We start from the raw sequence: 4535 nt of genomic DNA on the forward strand, positions 1-4535 counted from the left end.
GGGTGTTACTTGCCGCTGACGGTGTCGCCGGCGCCGGAGACCTGGGCGCAGTCATCGGACTGGTCGGTGACCGAGTGCCCGGACTTCGCGGTGGCCGAGCCGAGGATGCCCAGCGCCCCGGTCAGCCCGTTCGCCGCGGCGGCGTCCTCGATGGGAACCTGAACACCGAGGAGGTTGACGGGGATGTTGTTGTTGCAGGCCTGGATCGGCACGTTGATGTTGTTGCCGTTCAACCCGGAGACCAGCCCCTGCGAGCTCTTGTCGATCCCACCACCGTCGCCGTGGCCGTGGTCGCCGCTGCCGCCGTGGGCCATCGCCACCGGCGAGAGCGCCATCAGCGCCGCCGCCGACGCCGCCGCCACGATCCCTGCCTTCTTCCACATCACAGTCATCTCTCCATCCATGTCGCAGCCACCACCGGACACCCTCCCCACCCCCCTCCTTGGCCGCGGACTGTGACGACAACGGAAAAAAAGGGGGGCCGGTGGGTGCTGTGAGTGGTGGCTGTGGGCGTGCCGGCACTCGAACAAGGGGGGAGCCCGTACCAGCTACCCGCAAACCCTTCCCGACCAGAAACCCCAGGTCAAACCCGATCACCCGACCGCGGAATGTCCACCACCCCCCGCCACCAACACCCTCATCCGGCCCCCCTGAAGGACCACACGTGGGCCTGTAGCGCCCAGGGATCGGACACGGTCAGTGATCAGTGTGTGCGGGGGCGAGGTTGCCGACGGACGGAGGGGCCGGCAACCCCACCCCCGGGGGAGGCCCGGTGCGGCGGGCGATGTCATGCGCTCCCCAGCACGCTCACACCGTCACACCCGGACAAAGCCCTGGACGGAACTCTGGACGAAGCCCTGGACGGAGCCCTCACGTCTTCGAAGACTGTGTCCCGGACATGGTGCAGTGTGGCCCCGTCCGCGCTCTGGGGGAAGGGGCTGTGGCGGAGCTGTTACCGGCCGGTACTGCTGTCGGCGGGCGAGGCGCGCTCGGTGTTCTCGGGGAAGCTCACTCACTGTGTGTGGAGTGCTGTTGGCGGCGGGTAGCTGTGTTCTGCTGGGCGGCATGTCAACTGTTACTTTCACGCGCCGGGCCGGTGCTGCGGTGCTGGTTGCTGCTGCTGTGGTGACTGTGTCGGCGGCGATGACTGCATCCGCCGCATCCGCCGCATCGGCGGCGTCGGCGGCGTCGGTGGACGGGCTGGGCGCGCAGCCGTTCTACGAGGTGTGGGAGCCGGGTCAGGCTCGGCCGCAGCACTCGGGCGGGGTGGCTGGTCCGCGGCCGGCCGCCCACACCGTGTCCGCGACCGGTGCTCATGCGGTGGGGCCGCTGCCTGATGGCGCACCGCAAGGCATCAGGCCGGTTATGGTGCCCGGTCACAAGGACCCGCGATGAACCAGACACAGCAGACACAGCAGCTTGCCGATCAAGCTGCGGAGCAGGCTGTGGCTCGGGTGGCCGCTGGGGCCGCTGGGGCCGCTGCATCGTGTGGGTGCAGCCCGGAGTGTCGCTGTGGGTGTCAGAGCGGCGGGGCGTGTTCCTGTACACCGCCGCCGCACTGGCACTCCAGCCGGTGATCGCCGCCGGCGACACTCACGATCGGCTGTATTCCGGCGTGCGGAAATACAGTCGGCAGTGCAGTCGAATCTGATCTCGGGTCAGTCCGAGCTGTCGATGGGGCGAGGTCGGGATGTCCGGTCGAGGTAGCCGTGGGTCTCGAACCAGTCCCGGAGGGCTTGTTCGAGGATCGGCTGGACCGACAGGCCGGTGCTCTCCACGGCCTCGGTCAGCGCGTTGTCCAGGTCGAGGAGGATCCGGGTGCAGATCTGGACCCGGTCCGGCCCACGCGGGCGGCCGACTCGGCGTGGCTTCCCTCCCCCTCGGGTACTGGAAGCGCTCCGGGGGTCGGGTCTGGTCTCCGGTGTGACCGGTGTGCCGAGGTCCTTACCCGCAGGAACAGCGCTATCGCTAGCGCTAGCGTTTTCATTGCTGCTAGCAGAATTAGCTGCTGGTGTGATAGTGGTTGTACTGTCGTTTTTTTCTTGCTGGTTACGGCGTCGTGGCGGTCCGGTGAGGTCGGCCGGGTCGCGGTCGGCGTCGGTGGCCCGTCGCAGTGGGCGTCGCTGGGTGGCGTGGTCGATGAGTCCTGCCATCAGTGCACCTCGGCGATCGTGTTGAGTGTCAGCGTGTAGGCGGTGGTGAGGTCGTGGGCGTCGCGGGTCGGCGCGGTGGTGATCGGCACGCACGCGGTGCGGGCCTCTCTGCGCACGATGCGTTTGGGGACGACGATGTCGAGGACGTCGTCGAAGGTGTCGAGGAAGCGCTGGTCGCTCAGGGCAGCGAGTTTGGTCCGGGGTTCGATGCTGGTGCGCAGGACGCCGACCGGGCGCAGCGTCGCGGGATGCGCGCGGGAGATTCGTTGCGCGGTCTTGCGGGCGTCCTGGACGCCGATCAGTCCGTCCGCGTCGAGGGTGCCGGGGAACAGGACGTGGGTGGCTGCGAGTAGGCCGGCGCCCACGAGTTTGCCGCCGGCCCGGGGTGGCAGGTCGATGACGACCAGCCGGAACCGGTCTTTGACGCCGTCGAGGGCCAGGGCTAGGCGGTGTTCGAGGTTGGGGGTGCTCAGGTCGGACTCGCGGTGGGCCAGGGCCCGCTCGGCGGCAAGGACCTGGACTCGGTTCCCCCACTGCGGGCCGGCCGGGCGCACGGCCTGCTCGGCCAAGCCGCGCAGTTCCGGTAGCTCGCCGGGGTCACGGTCCTGGTCCTCGAAGAGCAGGTCGTTGACCCCAGGCAGTGCAGCGGCGCCCTCGAGGGTCGCCGCATCCAACTCAGCGGTCAAGGTCGCGCGCGGATCGAGGTCCACGGCCAGGACGTCGTGCCCGGCCGCCGCCATGACAGCGACCAGGCCGCCAGCGAGCGAGGACTTCCCGACGCCGCCCTTCTCGCTGTCGATCGCGAGTACCACGGTGTCGAGGTCGTCCGGCCAGCGCAGCGGCACCGGCCCTGCCTGCTGCTGACGCTCCAACGCCGCCCAAGCACTCGATTCTGCGGTCATGAACGACATCATAAACGAAGGTACCGACGACACCATTACAACATGCGGAAACACATGTGTTTCCGGACGTCGATCCGTAGAGGATGGCATGCACCAACAGCTGTAACATGCAGGTATTTCCGCTAGTGAAAATAATTACGTTGGGTCATGAGCGGGGTCCGCTGGTCAGCCAGCCCAAGGAGGTGTTCTCAGTAGCGTCGTGGCAGGTCGGGTGACACGCCGAGGTCTTGCAGCCTGATCCTGTCAGCGGCACCGGGGGTGCTCCCGACACGAGCGACCCCCGCGGCCCACGCACACGCGAGGGCGGCGCGTCGGCGCGCCGCGCCGCCCGCACCGTGTAGCGGGCGTCTCGGCCGAGCCCGGGACCGGTCTGGACGCCGCGGTGCTGCCCGACGGTGTCGCGGCCGCGGCCGCCCGGGCCGCATCGCTGGCCGCGCTGGCCGCCCGTGCCGACGCCCACGCCACCGCCGCGCGAGCACCGCGCACCCGCCGTGCCTACGCGGGGGACTGGGCGCACTTCGCCCGCTGGTGCGCCGCAGCGGGGCGGGGGTCCCTGCCGGCGGCGGTGGACACCGTGCGGCTCTACCTCGCCGACCTCGAAGCCACCCGCACCCCGAGAGGGGAGGCGACGTTCTCCCCGGCCACGATGGGTCGGCGCCTGGCCGCGATCGCCGCCGCACACCACGACGCCGGCCACCCGTCCCCGACCCGCGACCCAGCCGTCGGCGCGGTCCTGACCGGCATCAAACGCACCCGCGCCCATGCCACCCACCAGATGCGCCCACTGCTCCTGGAGGACCTGCGCACCGTGCTCGTGGACATGGGGTTCGGGACCTGGCCGGCCGGGCTGATCGCCGCCCGCGACGCCGCCGCGCTGCTGATCGGGTTCACCGGGGCGCTACGCCGCAGCGAGCTCGCCGCCCTCACCGCCGCCGACGTGACCTTCCACCCCGTAGACGGGCTGCACCTGCGCATCGCCCGGTCCAAGACCGACCAGACCAGCCGCGGCGCCACCGTGGTGCTGCCCTACGGGGACCCCTGGATGGTGGCGCGTCCTTGGCGGGTGCGGCCGTCGATGTCGGGCATTTCGCCGTGTCGGCGGGCGGCGTGGAGCAGATGAGCGACGGTGCTGGCGCTGTCGCCGGTCTGTTCGGCGATCTGCTTGTAGGAGAGTCCTTGGAGCCGCAGTGTCACGACGGTCCGGCGGCGGTGCTTGGCTCGTTGTTCGTAGTCGGCGCGTGGTTCGGCGGCGTACTTACGGATGGTGCGGGGGGTGACGTCGAGTTCTTCGGCGAGTTCCCGGGCGGTCCGGGTACGACGTCGAGGCCGAACCGCGCTCACCGGAATGCCTTGCTGTCCACAGCGGCGAGGAGCGTCGCTGCTTCCGCGGTCTTGCCGGCGCCGCGGGCGCGGCCGCCTTTGCGTCCGCGTGCGGCTTGGATGGTGGAGAAGGTGGCTTCGTAGACGACGGGGCCGTCGG

At 70.0% G+C, this 4535-nt stretch carries 4 protein-coding genes; 1 reads left to right on the plus strand and 3 read right to left on the minus strand.

Annotated elements, in window-relative coordinates; translation table 11 throughout:
* Nucleotides 1-5: 5 nt before the first annotated feature.
* A complete protein-coding gene (locus FVA95_RS27570; RefSeq protein ID WP_368667374.1) occupies nucleotides 6-392 on the minus strand; it encodes a hypothetical protein in 387 nt (128 codons plus the stop codon).
* Nucleotides 393-2152: 1760 nt separating this feature from the next.
* Nucleotides 2153-3064: a ParA family protein gene (locus FVA95_RS27575; protein WP_161992497.1), complete on the minus strand. Its 912-nt coding sequence runs from the start codon at nucleotides 3062-3064 to the stop codon at nucleotides 2153-2155.
* Between the two features lie 373 nt (nucleotides 3065-3437).
* Between FVA95_RS27575 and FVA95_RS27580 the strand changes: the two genes are divergently transcribed.
* Nucleotides 3438-4175, plus strand: coding sequence for a hypothetical protein (locus FVA95_RS27580; protein ID WP_149666743.1), 738 nt, complete (start codon nucleotides 3438-3440; stop codon nucleotides 4173-4175).
* Here FVA95_RS27580 and FVA95_RS34115 read toward each other — a convergent pair.
* The gene (locus FVA95_RS34115) at nucleotides 4082-4396 is read right to left on the minus strand and encodes a sigma factor-like helix-turn-helix DNA-binding protein (protein ID WP_149666745.1); all 315 of its coding nucleotides are present in this window, start codon (nucleotides 4394-4396) and stop codon (nucleotides 4082-4084) included. The two genes, FVA95_RS27580 and FVA95_RS34115, sit on opposite strands and share 94 nt — an antisense overlap.
* Nucleotides 4397-4535: the final 139 nt, after the last annotated feature.

This window comes from Pseudonocardia sp. EV170527-09 (assembly GCF_008369905.1).
Taxonomy (GTDB): domain Bacteria; phylum Actinomycetota; class Actinomycetes; order Mycobacteriales; family Pseudonocardiaceae; genus Pseudonocardia.

Coding starts and splice junctions, on each gene's coding strand:
- FVA95_RS27570 (WP_368667374.1), bottom strand. CDS start 392: ATGACTGTGATGTGGAAGAAGGCAGGGATCGTGGCGGCGGCGTCGGCG.
- FVA95_RS27575 (WP_161992497.1), bottom strand. CDS start 3,064: ATGTCGTTCATGACCGCAGAATCGAGTGCTTGGGCGGCGTTGGAGCGT.